14 protein-coding genes are annotated in these 21,581 nt (G+C 72.6%); 6 read left to right on the forward strand and 8 right to left on the reverse strand.

Annotation, left to right across the window (positions count from 1 at the left end; all coding sequences use genetic code 11):
- The first annotated feature begins 18 nt into the window (after positions 1 to 18).
- From ACZ4XJ_RS20990 to ACZ4XJ_RS21000, 3 genes are all read left to right on the forward strand, one after another.
- Positions 19 to 840 (forward strand): DUF1684 domain-containing protein, encoded by an 822-nt coding sequence (locus tag ACZ4XJ_RS20990; RefSeq protein ID WP_468496998.1) that lies wholly within the window; start codon positions 19 to 21, stop codon positions 838 to 840.
- A 159-nt stretch (positions 841 to 999) separates the two neighbouring features.
- Positions 1,000 to 1,893: a S1 family peptidase gene (locus tag ACZ4XJ_RS20995; protein ID WP_362877342.1), complete on the forward strand. Its 894-nt coding sequence runs from the start codon at positions 1,000 to 1,002 to the stop codon at positions 1,891 to 1,893.
- A 120-nt stretch (positions 1,894 to 2,013) separates the two neighbouring features.
- Positions 2,014 to 2,478, forward strand: coding sequence for a hypothetical protein (locus ACZ4XJ_RS21000; RefSeq protein ID WP_468497148.1), 465 nt, complete (start codon positions 2,014 to 2,016; stop codon positions 2,476 to 2,478).
- Positions 2,479 to 2,506: 28 nt separating this feature from the next.
- Here ACZ4XJ_RS21000 and ACZ4XJ_RS21005 read toward each other — a convergent pair whose 3' ends face one another.
- From ACZ4XJ_RS21005 to ACZ4XJ_RS21030, 6 genes are all read right to left on the reverse strand, one after another.
- A complete protein-coding gene (locus ACZ4XJ_RS21005; RefSeq protein WP_362877393.1) occupies positions 2,507 to 3,403 on the reverse strand; it encodes a DUF4231 domain-containing protein in 897 nt (298 codons plus the stop codon).
- 85 nt (positions 3,404 to 3,488) lie between these two features.
- Positions 3,489 to 7,475 (reverse strand): FxSxx-COOH system tetratricopeptide repeat protein, encoded by a 3,987-nt coding sequence (gene fxsT / locus ACZ4XJ_RS21010; RefSeq protein WP_468496999.1) that lies wholly within the window; start codon positions 7,473 to 7,475, stop codon positions 3,489 to 3,491.
- The gene (locus ACZ4XJ_RS21015; RefSeq protein WP_362877392.1) at positions 7,459 to 8,907 is read right to left on the reverse strand and encodes a TIR-like protein FxsC; all 1,449 of its coding nucleotides are present in this window, start codon (positions 8,905 to 8,907) and stop codon (positions 7,459 to 7,461) included. Before ACZ4XJ_RS21015 ends, fxsT begins: the two co-directional genes overlap by 17 nt.
- A 43-nt stretch (positions 8,908 to 8,950) precedes the next feature.
- Positions 8,951 to 9,766 (reverse strand): AAC(3) family N-acetyltransferase, encoded by an 816-nt coding sequence (locus ACZ4XJ_RS21020; protein WP_468497000.1) that lies wholly within the window; start codon positions 9,764 to 9,766, stop codon positions 8,951 to 8,953.
- Positions 9,763 to 12,027, reverse strand: coding sequence for a radical SAM/SPASM protein FxsBH, inactivated beta-hydroxylase extension form (gene fxsBH, locus ACZ4XJ_RS21025; protein ID WP_362877339.1), 2,265 nt, complete (start codon positions 12,025 to 12,027; stop codon positions 9,763 to 9,765). The genes ACZ4XJ_RS21020 and fxsBH overlap by 4 nt, the downstream gene beginning before the upstream one ends.
- 438 nt (positions 12,028 to 12,465) lie before the next feature.
- Positions 12,466 to 13,329 (reverse strand): alpha/beta fold hydrolase, encoded by an 864-nt coding sequence (locus ACZ4XJ_RS21030; RefSeq protein ID WP_383994725.1) that lies wholly within the window; start codon positions 13,327 to 13,329, stop codon positions 12,466 to 12,468.
- Between the two features lie 329 nt (positions 13,330 to 13,658).
- On the opposite strand from ACZ4XJ_RS21030, the gene adhE reads away from it, so the two are divergent.
- Entirely contained in the window at positions 13,659 to 16,295 is a 2,637-nt protein-coding gene (gene adhE / locus ACZ4XJ_RS21035) for a bifunctional acetaldehyde-CoA/alcohol dehydrogenase (protein WP_468497001.1), read from the forward strand.
- A gap of 92 nt (positions 16,296 to 16,387) precedes the next feature.
- Here the strand turns inward: adhE and ACZ4XJ_RS21040 are convergent, their stop codons facing one another.
- Complete coding sequence (locus ACZ4XJ_RS21040) at positions 16,388 to 17,008, reverse strand: TetR/AcrR family transcriptional regulator (protein WP_362877337.1); 621 nt, start codon at positions 17,006 to 17,008, stop codon at positions 16,388 to 16,390.
- A gap of 142 nt (positions 17,009 to 17,150) precedes the next feature.
- Here ACZ4XJ_RS21040 and ACZ4XJ_RS21045 point away from each other — a divergent pair, with 142 nt between their 5' ends.
- Positions 17,151 to 18,551, forward strand: a complete 1,401-nt coding sequence (locus ACZ4XJ_RS21045) for a purine-cytosine permease family protein (protein ID WP_468497002.1) — start codon at positions 17,151 to 17,153, stop codon at positions 18,549 to 18,551.
- Positions 18,552 to 18,600: 49 nt separating this feature from the next.
- Positions 18,601 to 20,259: an amidohydrolase gene (locus ACZ4XJ_RS21050; RefSeq protein WP_362877335.1), complete on the forward strand. Its 1,659-nt coding sequence runs from the start codon at positions 18,601 to 18,603 to the stop codon at positions 20,257 to 20,259.
- Positions 20,260 to 20,446: 187 nt separating this feature from the next.
- Here ACZ4XJ_RS21050 and ACZ4XJ_RS21055 read toward each other — a convergent pair whose 3' ends face one another.
- Positions 20,447 to 21,565: a DUF3533 domain-containing protein gene (locus ACZ4XJ_RS21055; protein ID WP_468497003.1), complete on the reverse strand. Its 1,119-nt coding sequence runs from the start codon at positions 21,563 to 21,565 to the stop codon at positions 20,447 to 20,449.
- Positions 21,566 to 21,581: the final 16 nt, after the last annotated feature.

Raw genomic sequence — 21,581 nt, forward strand, 5'->3', positions numbered from 1 at the left:
GTGGAAAGGCTGAGCGGCATGAGTGACGACGACGCCGCCACGGCCTGGCGGGAGTGGCACGAGCACCGTACGGCCACGGTTTCCGGGCCGTACGGGCCCCTGACGCTGACCGGTACCCACTGGCTCTCCGAGGCGGGTGCCGAGCACCCGGACGGTCGAATTCCGGCCGTTCCGGGCCGCTGGCGCGCCACCGACGGCGGCGTTCTGCTGAGCGCCGCCGCCGAGGACGGCCTCGCGCTCGACGGCGGGCCCTTCGTCGGCGAGGTCGTCCTCGCCGCCGACGGGGGCGGGGCCGCGCGCTCCCGGATCTCCGCCGGGGACGTACGGCTCCCGGTGATCCGGCGCGAGGGGGAGTGGGCCGTGCGCGTCCACGACCCCGACGCGCCGGCCCGGCGGGCCTTCGCCGGGATCGAGGCCACCGCGTACGACCCCGCCTTCGCGCTGCCCGGCCGCTTCCGCCCGTACGGCGAGGGCCGGACCGTCCAGGTGGCGAACGCCGACGGGCGCGAGCGCGGCCTCGGGCTCGGGGGCGAGTTGAGCTTCTCGTACGAGGGGAGCCCGCACACCCTCCAGGTGGCCGTGGACGACGAGGACGGCAGCCTCTGGGCCGTCTTCGGGGACACCACCGGCGGTCGTTCCAGCTACCGCTTCCGGTTCCTGCGGCCCGGGATCCCGGCCGCCGACGGGAGCATCACCGTCGACCTCAACCGGGCGCTGCTCCCGCCCTGCGCCTTCGCCGATCACTTCGTCTGCCCCTTCCCGCCCCCGGGCAACACGCTGCCCTTCGCGGTCGCGGCGGGGGAGCGGAGGCTGAAAGACGCCCTTGTCGCCGGTATCTGACGCCATGACACTCCCGTCAGCGTCATTCGGCGGACTTGTCAGGGGCACGGCGAAAGTGTGGGGTGGAACCCCGCCCGCCCGTCCTGCCCCTCCGCCGCTCACGGGCTCCGGCACCCCCACGACCGCCGGGCCCCCGACCCCCTTCCGGGAGGACGTGCAGTGAGGATCAATCGCATCACCCGTGTCAGGCTGCTCGCGGTGGCCACCGGCCTGGCCGCCGTCGGCGTACTCGCCGCCCCCACGACCGCCGGCGCCGCCGCACCCGAACCCACCGACAACGGCTTCAGTGCCGCCCGGCTCGCCGCCGCCGAGGCCTCCGTCCTACGGGCCGACATCGCTGGCACCGCCTGGCACACGGACGCCGCCACCGGCACCCTCGTGGTCACCGCCGACTCCACCGTCAGCGCGGCCGACCTGGCCGGACTCCGCCGCGAGGCCGGAGCCGACGCCCGCGCCCTGCGCATCGAACGCACCCCCGGCAAGCTGACCAAGCTCGCCTCCGGCGGCGACGCCATCTACGCCTCCAGCTGGCGCTGCTCGCTCGGCTTCAACGTGCGCAGCGGCAGCAACTACTACGCCCTCACCGCCGGGCACTGCACCGACGGCGCGGGCACCTGGTGGACCAACTCCGCCAAGACCAACGTGCTCGGCTCCACCACCGGCTCCAGCTTCCCGACCAACGACTACGGCCTGATCAAGTACGCGAGCAACACACCGGTCCCGCCGGGCACCGTCGGCAGCCAGGACATCACCAGCGCGGTCAACGCCACCGTCAACATGTCCGTCACCCGGCGCGGCTCCACCACCGGCATCCACAGCGGCAAGGTCACCGGCCTCAACGCCACCGTCAACTACGGCGGCGGCGACGTGGTCTACGGCATGATCAAGACCAACGTCTGCGCCGAACCCGGCGACAGCGGCGGCCCGCTCTACTCCGGCACCCGTGCCGTCGGCCTCACCTCCGGCGGCAGCGGCAACTGCTCCTCGGGCGGAACGACCTACTTCCAGCCCGTCGTGGAAGCCCTGAACGCCTACGGGGTCAGCGTCTACTGACGCACGCGCCCCCGTCGCGCCCCTGGACGTCCTCCCGCCTTCTGGGAGGATGTCCAGGTGCTCGCGTCCTTGGGGGAGGCAGGTTTGCCGCACGCAGGTTTCCACACGAAGCGCATCGGCGTGACCGGACACCGGACCATCCCGAGCGAGGCCCTCGACCACGTGCGGGCGGGGCTGCGGGCCGTCCTGGCGGCGCACGAGGGGCCGCTGGAGGCGCTCTCCAGCCTCGCCGACGGAGCCGACCAGCTCTTCGCCGACATCGCCCTGGAACACGGCGCCGACCTCACCGTCGTCATCCCCAGCGGCGACTACGAGAAGACCTTCGACGACGCGGACGCCCTCGCCGGCTACCGGCGCCTACGGCTGCGCGCCACCCAGGAGGTCCGGATGGCGTTCCCGCGCTCCACCGACGAGGCCTACTACGCCGCCGGCACCTGGATCGCCGACTCCTGCGACCGGCTCGTCGCCGTCTGGGACGGGCTGCCCGCCCGCGGCCACGGCGGCACCGCCGAGATCGTCGCCTACGCCCGGACCCTCGGCAAGCCCGTCACCGTCATCTGGCGGGAGGGCGTGGCCCGGGACTGACCCGCGCGACCCCGCCCCGGTCCGCACCTCAACTGCTGTGCCGGGCCAACCAGTCGGTGTGCTGCGGCGACACGTACCGCTCCGTCTCGTACACGCTGGACGGCCACTGCGCCTCGGTGATCGTCGTCTGCATCACGACCATCATCGCCGACAGGTCCTGCTCGATCAGGGTGTGCGCCTCGATCAGCGGATGGTGGCGCCGCACCTCGTTCCAGGCGATCCCGGCCGCCGCCGCCGCGCTCAGCAACGCCGTCAGCCGCGGCCCCGGACCCGAACCCAACGCCCCGAACAGGGCGAACAGCAGGGCGAGACCGGTCAGCAGCACGATCGTCCACGACCACACCCGGGTCGCCCGCCGCGACACCTCCGTCTTGCGCTGGTACCAGGTGCGCTGCTCGATCAGCCGGTCCCGTACGTACGTCTCCCGCCGGACCTGGTAGTCCATCCCGCGCAGCCGCTGCATCGCCCCGGTGATCTCACCGCCCTCCGGCACCGGCCCCGAGGCGCGCGGATCCCGCCAGCCCATCTTGCGCAGTTCGGCCAGCCCCGCCTCCAACCGCGCGCGGTACGCCGCCTCCACCCCCTCGGTCCCCTTGCCGAACGGCGCCCCGTGCACGGCGTACCGCCAGGCCAACGACTTGATGAACTCGGCCGCGCTGCGGTTCAGCTGCCACTGCGGCCGCGCCCGCCGTCGCGTCGCCCGTACGCCCACGGCCAGCACGCCCGCGTACGCCAGCGTGCTCAGCGCCCCGAACAGGTGCAGCGGACCCACGGCGGGTCCGGACGGCAGGGCGGCGGCCCCGGCGGCCGCGACCAGCAGCAGCAACTGCGCACGGGTGGCCTTCACGGACTCCCGCTGGCGGGAGATCGCCGCCTGGTCGGTGTGGTGGAAGAGGGCCGGCAGGTCCTCGTTGCGAAAGGTCATGCTGTCGGTCACAGCGCCCCCCTGCTGTCGGGTGGCGGGCGGCGGGGGCCCCGCGGTCGCGGAGCCCCCGCCGCCCTCCGTCGGATCACACGGCGAGCGGTTCAAGGTCCCGGTGGACCCGCCGCTCGTCACGGGCGTACCGGGTCAGACCGTGGTCCTCCCCGAGCAGCCGGGTCAGTTCGGCCACCGCCTCCGCCCGTACCCGGGCCGCCTCCTCCTTGCGGCCCATCATGTCCAGGCTCACCGCCATGTTCGACGCGCTCGCCAGGGTCTCCGGATGGTGCGCCCCCAGGGCCTCGCGCAGCCGCAGCACCGAGAGCCGCTCCAACTCCAGGGCGCCCTCCGGATCACCGAGGTCCGCCCGCGCGTTCGCCAGGTTCAGGTGGGCGAAGATCGTGTGCGGGTGGTTGTCGCCCAACACGTCGCGCATGTGCCCGATCGTCAGCCGCAGCATCGACTCGGCCGTCTCGGACGCCCCCGTGCCCCAGTGGAAGACCGCCAGGTTGTTCGCCGCGGCCAGGGTGTACGGGTGCCGATCGCCCGGCACCTTCACGTACTCGTTCACCACCTCCTGCGCCAGGTCCCGCGCGGCGCCCGGATCCCCGGTCGCGAACAGGTCGGCGGCCAGGTTCAGCTCGCAGGCCAGTAGGTCCGGGTTGACCGAGGTGTACTTGGCCCGGTACCGGGCGCGGGTCGCCGTCGTCAGCCGCAGCGCGTCCTCCAGCTCGCCCGCCCGGCGCAGCGACACCGCAAGGTTCTTCGCCGCCGACAGCGTCCCCGGGAAGGACCGGCCCAACTGTCGCTTGTAGATCTCGTAGGTCCGGCCCAGCAACTGCACCGAGTCCTCGTACCGGCCCACCTCGCGCAGGTCCCGGGCCAGGTTCTGCGCCGAGGACAGGGTGTACGGATGGTCCGGGCCCAACACCTCCGTGCGCCGGTCGAAGACCTCCTGGTCGATCTCCCGGGCCCGCGCGTACTGCCCGACCATGCGCAGGTTCAGCGCCAGGTTGTTCGCGGCGGCCAGGGTGCGCGGGTGCGCCTCGTGGAAGATCTGCCCGAACCCCTCGTGCGCCGCCGTCGCCAGCTCCATCGCCTCCCCGTACCGGCCGAGCGCGCCCAGGTCCATCGCCAGGCCGCTGGTCGTCATGTACGTGTGCGGGTGCGAGGGCCCCAACGCCGTCCGCTGCCGCTCCAACGTCACCTCGTCGAGTTCCTTCGCCTCCACGAAACGACCCTGCGACCGCAGGATGTTGGACAGGTGGAAACGCAGGTACAGGTACTGGAGGTCGTCGTTGCCCAGGGTCTCCTTCCAGGTGTCGCGCAGCTCCTCGCCCAGCGCGTACGCGGCCTTGAAGTCACCGCGCTTCCACAGGTAGCGGACCCGGTCGATCAGCAACCTGCGCGTCTCCGGCTCCTTGCAGAACCGCGCCTCCGACGGACTCAGGTGCGGCCAGATGGTGTTGAACCGCGGCCACGTCTCCGGATTGTCTATCGGCTCGTCGTCGTCCGGCCGGGCACCCGCCAGGATCCGGTGCACCGCGTGCCGCGCCTCCCGCTGCTCCTCCTCCGTCAACTGCGCCCGGATCACGGCCTGTACGAGCCGGTGCACCTGAATGCTGTTGCTCACCTGGTCGACCTTGGCCATCGCGAACCGGCCGATCTCCCGGATCACCCGGCCCAGTACCAACTTCTCCTGGAGCGAGGCGTCGTACGGCTTGAGCGCGTCGATCATCTCCTTGCTGTACAGCAGGTTCGCCGAGATCGGCTCCGGCGCGAAGAAGGCGCACAGTTGCAACAGCCGGACCGCGGCGGGGGAGCGGGACTGGAGCCGTTCGATCGACACGTTCCAGGTCGCCGCGACCGGCTCCGGGTAGCCGGGCGGCTGGTTCAGCCCGAGCACCCGAGCCGTCTGCTGGGCCAGCTGCTCCAGGTACGCCGACACCGGTGTCGCGGTCTCCGCGATCCAGGCGCCCGCCTGTTCGACGGCCAGCGGCAGGTCGCCGACCGCCACGGCCACCTGCTCGGCGTCGTCCTTGGACAGCCCGGGCGCGCGACGCTGGAGGTGCTCGATGGACTCCTCGCGCAGGAACACGTCCACCGGCAGCGCGTCCCCGTACTGCGACCAGGACTGGTTGCGGGAGGTCACCAGCACGTGCCCCGGACCGCCCGGCGGGAAGAACCGCTTGAGCGTCTCCGGATCGTCCGCGTTGTCGAAGACCAACAGCCAGCGCGAGGACGGCACGCCGCGCCGCAGCAGGTCGATCGCCTCCTGGGACGCCGCCGACATGTCCTCGCCGGTCTGCGCGCCGAGCCGTACGGCCAGCTCCGCGAGGGCCGCGACCACGTCGTCGGTCTGTTCCGAGGAGATCCACCACACCAGGTCGTAATCGGCCATGAACCGGTGCACGTACTCCAGCGCCACCTGCGTCTTGCCCACGCCGCCGAGCCCGTACAGCGTCTGCGGCTGCGGCAGCACCACGGCCATGCCGCCGCCGAGCTGGTCGCGCATCCGCTCCAGCACGATGCCGCGGCCGGTGAAGCCGGGGTTGCGGGGCGGCGCGTTCCAGATCTTCGGGACCGTGCCCGGGAAGCGGGGCCCCGGATGGGAGGCGCCGGCGACGCTGTCCGGCAGTGCCATAGGCCGCTCCACGGCCCGCAGCAGGGCGGTCGCCGCGTGCACCTCGTCGAGCCGGAACAGGTCCACCGGGTTGCGGTCGATGTACGGCGTCGCGAGGCGTACGTCGCCCACCCGCAGCGGCACCAACTGCCGCCGGCCGCCCGTCGGGTCCTCGGCGGCGGCCCGGTTCCACACGTCGACGGCCCGCGCCGACTTGAGGTAGGCGCTGGAGAGCAGCACCACCGTCCGGGCGGCCGTGTCGACGCTGATGCCCGTCCCGCCCAGGGTGTCGCCGGCGCCCGCCGCGGCCGGCGCCGGGGCCCGCTCGGCCGACACGTCCCGGGGGACGACCCGGAAACCGGCCCGGGTGAGCACGGACTCGATCCAGTCGGCCCACATCCGGTTCTCGGCGACGTAGGACAGGAACAGGTCGGCGGGCAGGGCCGGGCGCCGCCGGGTGAAGGCGTCCCGGATCCGCAGCCGCACCTCCTCGCCGATGGCCGGCATGGAGGTGACCGCACCCTCGGTGACCACCGTGGTGAGCCGCTCGAAGGCGGAGAGCAGGGAGTTGGTGAGCCCGGCCTCGTCGCCGAAGGTGGCCAGGGTCTCCTCGTATGCGTAATAGGGGCGGTACGGGATCTCCACCGCGCCCCAGTACGAGGTGAGTTCGTCGCCGATCAGGCCGTTCGGGAAGCGGTCGAACTTGATCCGGGCCAGCGCCCGGCCCGCGTCGGCCTTCTCCTTCTCGCCCTCGTCGATGCGCATCGGCACGGGGTAGATCTTGATGCCGCGATCGTTGAAGCGTTCGTCGATCTGCCGGGCGACGGAGGCGGCGCCGTCGATGGACTGGTCGGAGAGGGTGAAGCAGTCCACCAGCACGTCGGGGAGGTGGACGGTGCAGATGTCGGCGATGTCGGACAGGCCGGTGCGGCTGTCGATCAGGACGTAGTCGTAGGCGCGCTTCATGTCCGCGCGCAAGGCGTCGAAGAAGAGGCCGCCGCCGAGCCGGTCGTAGAAGTTGTCCCAGTCGAAGGTGGACACGGTCGCCGAGTACTCGCGGTTCTGCTTGCCCGCCGAGACGAAGTCGAGGGTGCCGCCGGCCGGGAACTCCCAGCCCAGGTTCTCCGGGGTGAGCGAGACGGCGTGCGGCTGGATCCGGGCGTAGTCCTTGTGCCAGTCGTCCGCGCGCCGCACCGGACTGGTGGCGGCCCAGGCGTACTCGCTGATCAGGTCGATGACCCCGGTGGTGGCCCCGAGCGTGGAGGGGTCCAGGAAGGGGTGGAAGAAGCGGTGCAGGCCGGGGGCCTCCAGGTCCCAGTCCACGGCGAGCACCCGTTTGCCGTTCGCGGCCAGGATCCAGGCGGTGTTGGCCAGCGCCATGGTCCGGCCGGTGCCGCCCTTGTACGAATAGAAGGTGACGATGTGTCCGTCTCGGTCGTCACGACTCGCTGTCATCCGCGTCCCCCCGGTCGGTGTCGTGTGGGTCGTCGTGCCCTGCGCGTCCTTCGGGTCCGTGCCGCCCGCCGTGCGCTCCCGCGTCCGGTCCTCCCCGTGGTCCCCCGCGCCCGCCGTGGGCGTCGGGCGGGAAGGGGGCCGGCGGGGGCGGGGGCGGGCCGCCCATCCCCATCGGCCCCAGCAGCCGGGGGCGTTCGGTGGTGCTGTTCCCGGCCGGGAGGTAGACCTGCGCGTGTCTGAGGAACTGCTGGGCTGCGGCCTCGACCACCTGCGGCAGGATCTGCCCGAGGGTCTCGATGTTGGCCACCCCGTTCGCGGCGGCCCGGCAGGCGGCCCGGCCCTGGCCCATCTTCACGGGCAGGGTCTCCTCCAACCGCCGGGTCAGTTCGGCCTCCTGTGCCCGGCCCTGGTGGTCGTAGCGGTTCCAGGGCACGACCACGTTGATCCACGGCCGGGCCTCCTGGTCGAAGGCGGCCAGCCGACGGCGGCGGTGTTCGTCCTGGACCGCCCAGCGGTCGACGATGAGGATCTCCGGCCGGGTCGGCGGCTGCTTGCTGTCGAAGTGGCCCGCCTCGTCGTCGAAGGACGACACGGTGGTGCGGTAGTTGAGGTTCTTGACCAGGTCCTCGGCCACGTAGGCGATGGGTCGTTGCGAGACCGGGTGGTACGGGTTCCAGTCCAGCGCGCTGTCCCCGTAGTACTCGGGGCTGCGACCGTCGGGCAGGTCGTGCCGGGAGGCGGCGGCCACGGTCACGTGCAGCGTACGGGCCGGGCTGCCGCTGGGACCGAACGCGCTGGGCACCACCCGGTAGTCCAGGGGACGGACGGGTTCGAGGCGGACGGTCTCCGCCACCCGCACGATGCGCTTCGCCAGCTCGTAGACGGCCCGCTCGTACTGCTCGGCGTACCCGCGCAGCTTGATCAGCCCGTACAGGCCGTCGGTGACGTAGCGCTCGCCGAAGGTGTTGTGGTTGAACTGCAACCGCTCCGCGGGGCCCGGCAGTTGAGCGGGCGGAACGGGCACCCACAGCGCGGGCACGATGGCCTCGGCCCGCTCGTTGCTGGCCGCGCCGTGCTGGATGGCGCGCTGCGCGAAGGCGAACCACTCCTTCCCGCACATCTCGCTGGCGAAGTAGCGCGGCGAGAACAGCGGGACGAAGACCCGGCAGGTGGCGAGCGCCGCCCCGAGCCGTTCCGACCAGCCCTCGCCGCTGCGTATCTCCCGGTCCATGAAGCCGGCGTCGGATCCGGCGGGCAGGTCGGTCAGTGCCATGACGTGACTACAGAGATCGCGGAAGAGGCGCTCGACCCACATGTCGGGATCGGGACCGCCGGCCCCGAACCTCGGTGTATGCGCATAACTGAGAAAAAAATACGGCTGCACTGATGCGGGCACACGACCCCCGTCCCGAAGATGCGAGCGAAGAAACATCATTCCGGAGCTGCTTCGCCACATCCCCTCATCGTTCAGTCAATCAGCGTCTGTTTTCGGTCATCCAGTCCATTGCGTGGTCAACGGCATCCGGAAGGGAGAACAACGTGGCGGGAGCCCCTCCCACCAGCCCCCGGCGCACCGCGGATTCCGGGAATGCGCTGCCGATCACGGCGAAATCACTGTCGTCCAGCGCGACGTCCTCGAAGGTGGTCCACTCTCCCCCCTGCTGACCACCGCGTCCCCCCGGAAGGTTCACCTTCACCACACAGTCGTACATGCGCAAGGGGGGCTTCGGAATTCGGTACTCCGCGAGATGGAAGGCGGTGCAGGCGGAAAAGCCCACATTGATCATCAGAACCTGACCCCCCTCCCCACACAGCTTTCCCAGGGGCGACTCCTCGCCGAGGTGATTGTCGAGCCGGTGCCCGGAACACAGGGCGCGCGCACCCGCGCCGAGCGCGGCGAAGGAGGTCTGCGGATGGTCGCTGCGCGCTGCGCCCGGCGCGGTCCGGACGGCCTCGGCGAAGGCGCCCATGCCCTGGCTCGGGGTGCGTTCCGGGTCGAAGGCCGGCATCCGGGCCCGGAACGCCCGTACCCCCGGCTCGTCCAGCCCCGCGACCCGCGCCCGGTGCGCGGTGGAGGTCAGCGAGTTCTCCGAGGTGAACGCCGGGACGACCAGGGTGCCGAGCGGGCCGAGCAACCCGGTCAGCGCGTCGCGCAGGGTCTCGGCGCGCAGCCCGGTGCCGCCCAGCGCGGCGTGCACCAGCAGCCGGGTACGGGGACGCACGCCCAGCCGCCGCAGCTGCGCGGCGAGCGCGAGCGGGCCGGGGGCGCGGCCGGCCGGGGGCGGGCTCACGCGTCGACCGCCTTCAGCTCCCAGTGCAGTTCCTCGACCAGCCGCTTGCCGGTCACCGTCAGCTCCGCCGCCCCCGCCAGCCGCTCCAGGGCCCGCTGGATCCGGTCCGCGCCGTCCGGCTCGTGGGTGGCGGTGGCCCGCCGGTACGCCTCCACAGCGACTCGTTCGTGCACGTCGGCCAGCAGCCGGGACACCGGTACCGGACGCTCCCGCCACGGCGAGGGGTGCTGCCAGGCCCCGTCCAGCGCGTACAGGTCGGCCACCTCGGTCAGCTCCCGCAGCCGGGCCCGGCGCCGCCCGGTCAGCAGCGCCAGGGCGGTTTCCCGCACCCCGGCCCCGTACGGGACGCCGAGCGCCCCCGGCCCGTGCCGCCCGGCCTCGCCCCAGCTCCCGGCCCGCGGGCCGCCGGCCAGCGGGGTCAGCGTGCTCAGCCCGGCGCCGGCCGCCCGGGCGAACCCGGGGACGGTGCGGTGCAGCAGCGCCCGGGCCGCGTCGAGCCGGTTCCGCCAGGCGTCGGCCTCGCCGGCCCCGAGTCGGAGCCTGGGCGGGCGGGCGAAGCAGTCGCGGTGCGGATCGAGGTCATCCAGCGCCACCGGGGCCGCGTCCGGCTCCGGGGACCAGGTCCGTACGGGGAACCAGCGGGCGTCGCCCGCGTCCGGGCCGAAGCGGTGCTCGGCGCGGCCGTCCCGGGCGGCGTACCCCTCGTCGGTGGCGCGCAGGGCGGCCCGTCCCCGCGTGCCGGGTTCCCCGAGCCGGAGCAGGCCCAGCGTCGGCAGGTACACCTCGCCGTCCCGGTAGGCCACCTCGGCGGGCAGGGCGAGCCCGCCCCGCAGCACCGCGGCGGCGCCCAGCGCGGCGAGCCTGCGGGCCGCGCCGGGGCCGTCCGGGCGACCGTCCCGGGCGGCGTCGAGGGCCGCGAGCACCCAGGTCCGGGTGAACGGGTGGTCCAGTACGGCGTCCAGGGCGTCCGCGCCCGCCTCCCCGGCGGCCTCGACCCCGGACACCGACTCCCAGGCGCGCAGCCATTCGGGGTCGCCGGCGAGGTCCTCGTGCAGCCGGGCCAGCAGGACCCGGGTCAGCTCCGCCTGGGAGCGGGCGAGCTCCGCCGGGTCGGCGAGCTCGGGGGCGGCCTCGCGGTCCGCGGTCCGTCCCGCCACGCCGTCCACGAGTTCGCGCAGGTCCGAGCAGTAGACGGAGGGGTGGTCGAAGCCCGGTCCGGCGGGGCCGTCCTCCCGGTAGCGGTGGGTGTAGAGGCCGCCGCCGCACGAACGTACGACCGGGCAGCGGCGGCACGTGTCGCTGACGCCCGCGAGCCCCAGCTGACGGGCCCGTACGCCGGGGTGCGCGGCGACCTCGTCGAGGGAGTGGTCGAAGACGTTGAACCCGGTGGCGGCGGCGCCCTCGTAGGCGGTCTTGAGCGAGTCGACCTGTTCCAGGCTCCCGTCGGTCTCGACCACGACGAGGTCGGTCGGCGCGAGCCCGAGGGACTCGGTCAGACTCGGGCCGCCGCGCAGGGTGGACAGCAGGGACTCGAAGAGCCGAACGGGTACCGGCCGCCCCAGCCGGTCCCAGTGGTCGAAGACCCGCAGCAGCCAGCGGGCGTAGGCGTCGGGGGCGCCGTCGGGCCGGGCCGGCGGGGCGGCCCAGGTGGCGTGCGGGAGCAGGAAGTCCACCCGGGGCGGCTCCAGCTCGACCAGCGCGTCCAGGACGGCGACGGGGTCGTTGGCCACGTCGACCGTGCACAACAGGCCCTGGTAGAGCGGGCGGTAGGGCTCGGAGCGGAGCAGGTCGACGGCGGCGAGGACCAGCGGGTGGCTCGTCCGGCCGTCGGCGAAACGCCGGTGACGGTCGTTGGCGGCGCGGTCCCCGTCGAGGGAGATGCCGACCCGGACGCCGTACTCGGCGAAGAGGTCCAGGTAACGGCGGTCGAGTTGGAGCCCGTTGGTGTGGATCCGCAGGTCGAGGGCGGCCGTGCCGGCGAGGGCGCGGGTGAACTCCTCGCACACGAGGCGGAGCCGGTCGGTGCCGGCCAACAGGGGTTCCCCTCCGTGGAGGATCACCGTGACGGAGGGGAGGGCATGGTCACGGGCATGTTCGGCGAGCCGTGACGCGGTCCGGGCGATGACCTCGGGGGAGATCGCTTTCGGACGGGCCCGCCAGCTCTGATCTGCGTGTTCGTAGACGTAGCAATGATCACAAGCGAGATCGCATCTGCTGTGAACCTTCAGGACGATCTCGCGAAATGCGATCAGGCCGGTCATTCCGCCAGTCTAGAGCGCGTACTTCCGCGTCAGAGCGCAGAGTTGAAGATCGGTGCCTGAACGCGACGACCGGATTCCGACGGAATCACCCGGCCGAGCGTCGCGGTGGCGGCCGCACTGCGGACGTCGATCAGCGCGAGCGGGACCCGGCGGTCCCTGTTCGTGCTGGTCGGGGGGGTTGCGGAAGTGTTCACGACACCGTCCTCGGGGAGGCCATGCGAAATGGGCGGGGAAGACACCAGCGCGTTGCTGCCGTCAAGCGTGGACTTTACTCGGCCACACCCCATTGGCAACCGAGACATGACGCCTGGTCAAGCGTTCTAGGGAAAGCGTGACGCATTTCTCGGGAACCGCTATTCGGCCGTTTGCCACACGTCAAGATCCTTTTTCCCCACAGCCGTCCGGCGGGCGGTCGGCAGCTGTCCGGCCGGCGGCGCCTCAGGCGGGTTGGCGGGTGTCGAGCGGGGGCGTGGGCAGGTCGCGCAGGAGCCAGGTGAGGACGTCGGGCAGGGCGCGCAGCGCCGCGAAGTGGGCGGCGGCCGGGTCGATGCTGGTGGTGGCCCCGGGGATGCGCCGGGCCAGCCAGCGGGAGTGGCCGACGGGGGAGAACACGTCGAGTTCGCCGTGCCACAGGAGCACCGGGCAGCGGATGTCGGCGGGGTCGAAGCCCCAGGGGCCGCTGAAGGCGAGGGCGTCGTCGATCCAGCCCCAGGCGGAGGTGCGCAGGCCCTCGCGGTAGTTGCGCAGCAGCATCGCCCGCAGTCCCGCGTCCGAGACGATCATGCGGTCGTTGGCGGTCAGCTCGCGGCGCAGTTCGTCCAGCAGGCGTCCGGGATCGCGGCGGATGCCGTCGGCGCGCGGGATCAGCCGGGCGGCCAGCTCCTCGGGGTCGTCGGAGGCGGTGGTGTACTCCCGTACGTTCGAGGCGGCCATCCCCGCGAACCAGTCCAGGTCCTCCGCGTCCCGGGGGGCGAGGGGGACCAGGGCCGCGGTGCGGGTGACCCGGTCGGGGAGCAGCGCGGCGCAGGCCAGGGCGCCGGGGGCGCCGCCCGAGCGGCCGGCGACCGTGAAGGTGTCCAGGCCGAGGGCGTCGGCGATGGCGGCGACGTCCTGGGCCACGTCGGCCACGGTGCGGCCCCGATGGCGGTCGGAGCCGCCGTAGCCGGGCCGGTCGTAGGCGATGAGCTGGGTCCGTCGCTGGTAGAGGACCATGCCCCGGGGGGCGGGGCCCAGACGGCTGCCGGGGGTGCCGTGGAGCAGGAATACGGGCTTGCCGTCCGGGTCGCCCCGACGTTCCGTCATCAGGACGCGTCCGTCGGCGGTGCGCACCTCTTGGCGCACGCGCTTCCTCCCTCACGTCGGTGCGGGCTGTCGGTCAGGGCGATTGTGCTCTTCCCCCGCGGAACGCGATAGGGCGCACTCCGCTGGAAATTCTTGTGAAAGTTTTCACAAGCGCGCAGGGGTCTTTGGTCCTTGACCATCACCGCAGGTCATGAGGGTGCGGGAGGGGTGGTGAACGGCGGTCAACGGTCCTGCGGCCCCCCGGGTCAGGGCCTTTTCGGCGCCGCCGCTTCCGCTTTCGGGTGTCGAATGGAGACATCAGGAAAAGGTCGAAATGAAGGAGTCCTGCCATGCGGGCCAACGAGATGGTGGACGGACTGGTCCAAGGGGCGCTGGCGGCGCTCGGCCGGTTCGAGTCGTTCAACCAGGAGCAGGTCGACCACATCGTCAAGAAGGCCTCCCTCGCGGCGCTGGGCCGGCACGGTGACCTCGCGCGGCTCGCCGTCGAGGAGACCGGGCGAGGCCTCTTCGAGGACAAGGCGGTCAAGAACCTGTTCGCCTGCGAGCACGTGGTGAACTCGATGCGCGGGCTGCGGACCGCGGGCGTCATCCGTCGCGACGAGGTGAACGGCATCACCGAGATCGCCGAACCCGTCGGCGTCGTCTGCGCGATGACCCCGGTCACCAACCCGACCTCGACCACCCTCTTCAAGGCGCTGATCGCCCTGAAGACCCGCAACCCGATCATCTTCGCCTTCCACCCCTCCGCGCAGAACTGCTCCGCCGAGGCCGCCCGCGTCGTGCGCGACGCCGCGATCGCCGCCGGCGCCCCGGAGAACTGCGTCCAGTGGATCACCGTCCCGTCCATGGAGGCCACCGCCGCCCTGATGAACCACCCGGGGGTCTCCACCATCCTGGCCACCGGCGGCAACGCCATGGTCAAGGCCGCCTACTCCTGCGGGAAGCCGGCCCTGGGCGTCGGCGCGGGCAACGTCCCCGCCTACGTCCACAAGAGCGCCAAGCTGGGCCGGGCGGTCCACGACATCGTGCTCTCCAAGGCCTTCGACCACGGCATGATCTGTGCCTCGGAGCAGGCCGTCATCCTGGACGCGGAGATCTACGAGCAGGGCCTCGCCGAGTTCGAGCGGCTCGGCGCCCACGTGGTGAGCGCCGCCGAGAAGACCAAGCTGGAGCAGTTCGTCTTCGGCACCACGGCCCACGCGGCCGACCGCTCGGGCGCCGGGCTCAACCCGGCGGTCGTCGGCAAGTCCCCGAGCTGGATCGCCGAACGGGCGGGCTTCACCGTCCCCGAAGGCACCTCGATCCTGCTCGCCGAATGCGACGAGGTCGGCGAGGGCGAGCCGCTGACCCGCGAGAAGCTCTCCCCGGTCCTGGCCGCCCTCAAGGCCTCCGACACCGACCACGGCCTCGAACTGGCCGCCGCGATGGTCCAGTTCCACGGGCTGGGGCACAGCGCCGCCATCCACGCCGAGGACGAGGCCCTCGTCGAGGAGTTCGGCCGCAGGGTCAAGGCCGTCCGCGTCATCGCCAACTCGCCCTCCACCTTCGGCGGCATCGGCGACGTCTACAACGCCTTCCTCCCCTCGCTCACCCTCGGCTGCGGTTCCTACGGCCACAACTCGGTGTCCAACAACGTCACCGCGGTGAACCTGATCAACGTCAAGCGGATCGGACGGCGCGACAACAACATGCAGTGGTTCAAGGTCCCGCCGAAGATCTACTTCGAGCGGAACTCGCTCCGCCACCTCGGCGAGATGGAGGGCCTCGGCCGGGTCTCGATCGTCACCGACAGGACCATGGTCGACCTCGGCTTCGTCCAGCGGGTCACCGACATCCTGGGCGCCCGTGAGGGCGCGGTCGCCATCCAGGTCATCGACACCGTCGAGCCCAACCCGGAGCTGGACACCGTCCGGGCCGGCGCGGCGATGATGCGCGATTTCCGACCCGACACGATCATCGGCCTCGGCGGTGGCTCGCCGATGGACGCCGCGAAGGTCATGTGGCTGATGTACGAGCACCCCGAGGTCGAGTTCGCGGACACCAAGGAGAAGTTCTTCGACATCCGCAAGCGCGCCTACACGTTCCCCTCGCTCGGCGAGAAGGCGAAGATGGTCGCCATCCCGACCACCTCCGGCACCGGCTCCGAGGTCACCCCCTTCGCGGTGATCTCCGACCCGGCCGCCGCCCAGAAGTACCCGCTCGCCGACTACGCGCTGACCCCCAACGTCGCCATCGTCGACCCCGTCCTGCCCATGGGGCTGCCGCCCACGGTGACCGCGGACTCCGGCTTCGACGCGCTGACCCACGCCACCGAGGCGTACGTGTCCGCGTACTCCAACGACTACACCGACGGCCTCTGCCTCCAGGCCGTCAAGCTGATCTTCGAGAACCTCCAGCGGTGCGTGGTCGACGGGCCGAACGACCCCGGGGCCCGCGAGAAGATGCACAACGCCTCGACGATCGCGGGCATGGCCTTCGCCAACGCCTTCCTGGGCCTGGTGCACGCCATGGCGCACACCCTGGGCAACACCTTCAAGGTGGCCCACGGCCGCACCAACGCGATCCTGCTGCCGCACGTGATCCGGCACAACGGCACCGTCTCGCACAAGGCCACCCCGTGGCCGAAGGCCGAGGTCTACCGGGCGCCGGAGCGGTTCCAGGAGATCGCCCGGATGCTCGGACTGCCGGCCGCGACCCCGGCCGAGGGCGTCGAATCGTACGCCCGGGCCGTCGAGGACCTGCGCACCCGGTGCGGGATCCCCGCCTCCTTCGCCGAGGAGGGCGTGGACGAGGAGGCCTTCGTCGAAGCCCTCCCGGTCCAGGCCATGAACGCCTACGCCGACCAGTGCGCCCCCGCCAACCCGCGGATGCCGATGATCGACGACGTGAAGCGGCTCATGCGGCAGGCCTACTACGGCAACGCCGAGGGCGCCCCGGCCGCAGGGCCCGCCGGCGAGCGGGAGTAGCCCGCGCCGCCGCACCCCGGGGGCCCGCCCGGGCCGGCCGGACCCGGGCGGGCCCTTCGGCGTGCCCGGCGATCCCGACGGGGCGGAGCGCGCTAGACCGGCGGGACCCTGAGCGGGGTCGGGACCAGCAGGGCCGTCGCCGAGCGGGCCCGGGCCAGGGCGGTGGTCCGGTCGGCGCCGCGCTGGCCCAGCACCACGCGGGTGCTCAGCCCGTCCAGCAGGGCGAGCAGCTCCGAGGCCCGGGCGGGTACGTCCAGCGGGGCGAACCGGCCCTGTTCCACGCCCTTCGTCAGCAGCGCCTCCAGGTCCCGCTGCCAGCCCTCGTCGATCTCCTCCTGGGCGGCCTTGAGCGGCTCGTTCGAAGCGGTACGGGCCCACAGCTCGATCCACAGGGTCCAGCGCGGGTCGCGCGGGCCGAGCGGCAGGTACAGCTCCACGAAGAGGCTGAGCTTGCGCTGAACGGTGACCCGACGGTTCATCAGTTCCAAGCGTTCGGCGCCCAGTTGGGCCTCGCTCCAGCGCAGGGCCTCCAGCAGGAGCCGGTCCTTGCTGCCGAAGTAGTACAGGATGTGGCCGCCGCTGGTGCCGAGCCGCTCGGCGAGCGCGGACATGGTGAGCGCGGCCAGGCCGTCCTCGGCGATCGCCGCCATGGCCTCTTCCAGCATCCGCTCCTGGGCGATCCGCCCGTCGCGCCGCCGTGCCGCTCCAGCCACCGGTCCGCCGCCTCCCTGATCTTCCTGGCCCGACCTTATCCCGGACAGGGTCTTGACGGGGCCGCCGTCCAGCGCGCATCTTGAATGCCATTCAAGAACTTAGAACGTCATTCAAGGTTCATCGTCGAGTCAGGGGCCCGTCATGAGACAGCAGGAGCAGGAGCAGGGGAGCGCCGACGTCGACGAGGTGTTCCGGGTCGAGACCCACGGGATCGACCCCATCCCCGACGCCGAGCGGCACGGCAGCGCCAAGGACCTCTTCTGGCTCTGGTTCGGTTCCAACCTCACCTTCACCTACGTGATCAACGGCGCCCTCGCCGTGGCCTTCGGGCTCTCCTTCTGGCAGGCCACCGCCGTGGTCGTGATCAGCGGCCTGTCCTTCTTCGCGATCAGCGCCGCCGGCCTCAGCGGCATCCGCACCGGCACCGCCACCCTGGTCATCTCCCGCGCCGCCTTCGGGGTCCGCGGCAACTTCCCGGCCGGCGTCCTGAACTGGGTGGTGAGCATCGGCTACACCATCGTCAACACCGTGGTCGGGACGCTCGCCCTGGAGGTCTTCCTCGCCGAGGTCGGCCTCGGCGGCGGCACCGCCGTGCGCGCCCTGGCGCTCACGGTCACCCTCGCGCTGACCTTCGCCGTCGCCATGTGGGGACACGCCACCGTGCAGTTCGCCGAGCGGTGGATGGCCTACGTCCTGGCCGCCGGGTTCGGCGTCCTGCTGCTGTTCGTGCTGCCCGGCGCCGACACCTCCGCCCCGGCCGCGGCCCCCGGCCCGTCCGGGTGGAGCCTCGCCTTCGTCGTGATGCTCGCGGGACCGTTCTCGTACCTGCCGATGCCCGCCGACTACACCCGCTACCTGCCCCGGACGACCTCGCTGAAGTCGATCACCTGGATGGGCGCGCTGGGCGGCTTCGTCTCCTCCGTGGCCCTCGGCGTCGCGGGAGTCGCCGCGGCCACGCAGACCGACATGACCGACGCCGTGGCCGGGGCCGAGAGCCTGCTGCCCGGCTGGTTCCAGCCCCTGTTCCTGGCCCTCGTGCTCGGTGGCTCCGTCACCAACTCGATCATCACCCTCTACTCCTCCAGCCTGAACCTCCAGGTCCTCGGCATCCCCTGGAGCCGCGCCCGCGCCATCGTGATCAGCGCCGCCGTCACCGCCGCGGGCTCCCTGGCCGCCCTCTTCCTCACCGACTTCACCACCTCCCTGCTCTCCTTCCTCTCCCTGCTGATCATCGTGTTCGCCCCCTGGGGCGGGGTCTTCCTCGCCGACATGCTGATGCGCCGCTGCCGCTACGACGCCGAGGCGCTGCACTCCGGCAGCGAAGGCGCCTACTGGTACCGCTCCGGCTACCACCCGGCCGGCCTCGCCGCCCTCCTCGCCGGCATCACCTTCTCCGCCCTGACCTGCGACTCCGCCCTGTGGACCGGGCCCCTGGTGGCCCCCCTCGGCGGTGCCGACCTCACCCTGCTCGGCGCGGTCGTCTCCGGGCTCACCTACTGGGCCCTGGCCCGGCGCGCGCCCTCGTACGCCCCGGCGGCCTGACGCCGCCTCCCCCTCCCCGTCCCACCCCTCTGCACAGGAGCGCCACCCCATGGCACCGCAGCCCTTCCCCGCCGACCTGCTGCTCACCGGAGCCCGCATCCACACCGTGGACCCGGACCTGCCCGAGGCGGAGGCCCTCGCCGTGCACGACGGCCGGATCGTCTGGGTGGGCCCCGACGCCGGCGCCGCGGACTGGGCCGGCCCGGACACCGAGCGGATCGACGCCGGCGGGAAGCTGGTCCTGCCCGGCTTCATCGACGCCCACAACCACGTCCGGCTCGGTTCCGACGACGCCTGCGTCCAGCTGGCCGGCGTACGGACCCTGGAGGCCATCCTCGACCGCATCGGGACCTGGCGCGAGGCCCACCCGGACGCCCCCTGGATCGAGGCCGAGGCCTTCGACTACTCCGCCATCCCCGGCGGCCGGATGCCCTGCGCCGCCGACCTCGACCCGGTCACCGGCGACACCCCCGCGATCGTCCTCTCGTACGACGTGCACACGGCCTGGCTGAACACCGCCGCGATGCGCCGCCTGGGCGTCACCCGCGAACGTACCGACCTGCCCTTCGGCACCGCCGCGGTGGACCCGGAGACCGGCGAGCCCACCGGCTTCGTCAAGGACTTCGCGATCAAGGGGCTCTCCCGGGACGGCCACCGCGCGCTGCGCGACCTCGGCGTGCCGTGGGCCTCGCCCGACCGGCAGTACGGGCGCCTCGCCAAGAGCCTCGACGACGCCATCGGCTTCGGCATCACCACCGTCGTGGAACCGCAGAACTCCCTCGACGACCTGGAACTGTACGAGCGGGCCCGCGCCGAGGGTCGGCTGCGCTCGCGGATCGTCGCCGCGCTGTTCCACCCGCGCGGCACCACCGAGGCGGAACTCGACTCCTTCGCCGCCGCCGCCCGCAGGTACGCCGGGGACCGGCTGCGGGTGGGCCCGCTCAAGCTGTACATCGACGACGTGGTGGAGCCCCGTACGGCCGCCCTGCTGGAGCCGTACACGGGCTGCGGCAAGCATCGGGGCGAGACCTTCTACCCGGCCGAGGAGTTCGCGGAGCTGCTGGCCGGGCTGGACGCGCGGGGCTTCCAGTGCTTCGTCCACGCCACCGGCGACCGGGGCATCCGTACCGTCCTCGACGCGGTGGAGCACGCCCGTACGGTCAACGGCCCGCGCGACGCCCGCCACCAGGTCGTGCACGTGGAGTGCCTGGACCCGGCGGACGTGCCCCGCTTCGCGGAGCTGGGCGTGGTCGCCTGCATGCAGCCCCGCCACTGCGCCCCGGAGATCGCGGGCCCCGGCCAGGACTGGGCGGAGAACGTCGGCGAGGACCGCTGGCACAAGGCCTGGCCGATGCGCAGCCTGCACGACGCGGGGGCCGTGCTGGCCTTCTCCAGTGACTGGAACGTGGCCGAGATGGACCCCATGGTCGGCATCTACACGGCGGTGACCCGCCGCCCGCTGGGCGGCGGCGACCCCTGGCAGCCGGCCGAGACGGTGGACGTGCGGACCGCCGTCCACGGCTACACGATGGGCTCCGCCCACGCCAACTTCCTGGAGGCCGAACGCGGTTCGCTGACCGTGGGCAAGGCCGCCGACTTCGTCGTGCTGTCCCGCGACATCCTCGCCATCGCTCCGGAACGCATCCCCGGCACGGTCGCGGAGACGGTGGTGGTGGCGGGCGAGGTGGTCCACCGGGCCGCCGCCTGACCGGGGTCGCGGGCCGGGCGGGACGGGGTTCACGTCTCCGGTTGGTCCTCGGGACCGGCGGGGGCCGGGAAGCGGCGGTGAACCCGGCAGGCCGAGCGCCCCCAGCCGCGCCTGGGCGCCGGGCTCCATCCGCTTGACGGGGACGGCCTGCTCGGCCGGTCCCCGACGGTTGCGGAAGGCGGGTGGTTCACCGGCGCGGGGTTCCGTCGTCGGCGAACCGGGCGACGGCGGGGGAGTCGTCGTCGAGGCCGCTGCCCACGGCGGCTCCCGGCCGGCCCTTGCGGAAGGCCGCGCAGGCGATCGTGATCGCCGATCCGGCCACCGCCCAGGCCGCCAGCACCAGCATCGGCCCGCCCGCGCCGTTGCCCTTGAAGTAGGCGATGGACCGCGCGGCGTAGGTGCCGGCGCCCGGCGGCAGGGCCGGACCGATGGCGCTCCAGAACGGCGGGAGCAGGGGGTACGGGTAGGCGCCGCCCGCGCTCGGGTTGCCGAACACGACGACCAGCAGGATCGCCAGGCCGATGCCGACGACGCCCGCCAGCCCCTGGAGGGCCAGGGTGATCGCGCCGACCGCGAAGACGACCAGGGTGCCGAGGCCCCACAGGGCCATCAGGGAGCCGGGCAGCGCGTCCAGGACGGGGCCCGCGATGACCGCGCCGAGCAGCCCGGCGACGATCGCGTACGCGAGCAGCGCGCCGAGCCGGATGACCGCGCGGGCGGAGTTGGCGGGCCGGGCCCCGGCGCTGATCGCGAGGATCGCGGCGCACAGGTAGCCGCCGACGCACCAGCCGACGACGAGGTAGAAGGAGCTCAGGCCGCGTCCGTCACCCGTGGCGGACGGGGCCACGTCGGTGATCCGGACGGTGCGGCCCCGGCTCTTCTCCGCGAGGGCGACGACTTCCTCGATGGCCTGGGAGAGGGAGGCTCCGGCGCCGCCCGCGACGAGCAGCCGGTCGGTGGTGCCCTCCGGGTCGACGACCAGGGCGCCGTCCACGTCGCGGTTCTGGATCAGCCGGACGGCGTCCATCTCGTTCGTGGCCACCCGGGTGTCGAGCGGCTTGCCGGGCAGCCCGTCGAGCTGTTGCGCGGTCCGCTGGGCGAGCGGCGCGGAAGGCGCCGCCACGGCGATCGGGATCCCGCTGGGCTTCGGGTGGTGGAAGGCCCCGATGTAGGAGGTGATGAAGGCCAGCTGGAGGGCCAGTACGCCCAGGACCAGCAGGGCGGCCCGGACGGTCACGGCGTCCTTGATCTCGGCGAGGAAGCTGCCGGGCGGACCCGGGTCGGTGCTCTGGGTGGGCTGGGTCATGCCTCCCACGCTCGGC

Source organism: Streptomyces sp. NPDC029836, assembly GCF_055574495.1.